The sequence below is a fragment of the Lelliottia sp. RWM.1 genome, from assembly GCF_016859735.1.
In the GTDB taxonomy this organism is placed as follows: Bacteria; Pseudomonadota; Gammaproteobacteria; order Enterobacterales; family Enterobacteriaceae; genus Enterobacter.
The window spans coordinates 1-642 of the sequence record NZ_WLVC01000141.1 but is presented as its reverse complement, the minus strand read 5'-3'; the positions used below and the strand labels follow the sequence as shown (position 1 = coordinate 642).

Below are 642 nucleotides of genomic sequence, written 5' to 3'. Positions count from 1 at the left end.
AATAAATATCCTCCGGCATAGCCGGAGGTTTTTCTGATGCGCCTGTAAGGCTCTCTTACCAGCCACGCCCTAACAGGCGCATACGATCTGACATTTGCATCAGACTTCGCTACTTACGGCCCGTAAACGGGCTGCCCGGATAGGGAATCGATAACTGCTCTCCCATTTTATCCTCTTCAAGCTGGTGCTTTATGTAGTCCTGTATCTTCGCCGTGTTCTTACCCACCGTATCGACGTAGTACCCTCTGCACCAGAACTCCCTGTTCCTGTATTTGAATTTCAAATCCCCAAACTGCTCGTAAAGCATCAGACTGCTTTTCCCTTTCAGATATCCCATAAAGCCGGATACGCTCATTTTCGGCGGGATCTCCACAAGCATATGGATATGATCTGAACAGCATTCAGCTTCCAGAATCCGTACGTTTTTCCACTCACACAGCTTTCTCAAAATACTGCCTATTGCTCTACGCTTCTCTCCGTAGAACGCCTGTCTTCGGTATTTCGGCGCAAAAACTATGTGATATTTACAGTTCCATCGGGTGTGCGCTAAGCTCTTTTCGTCCCCCATTGGGACCCCCTTTTGATTTCTTGTTTGACTCTTGCAGTTGCCAGACCGCAAGGTGTTTTAACAAATCAAAAGGG

General features: G+C 47.5%; 1 protein-coding gene. It reads right to left on the bottom strand.

The genetic code is table 11. From position 1 onward, the window contains the following. Positions 1–109: 109 nt before the first annotated feature. Positions 110–568, bottom strand: coding sequence for an IS200/IS605 family transposase (gene tnpA, locus GF617_RS26945; RefSeq protein WP_203452779.1), 459 nt, complete (start codon positions 566–568; stop codon positions 110–112). Positions 569–642 lie beyond the last annotated feature (74 nt).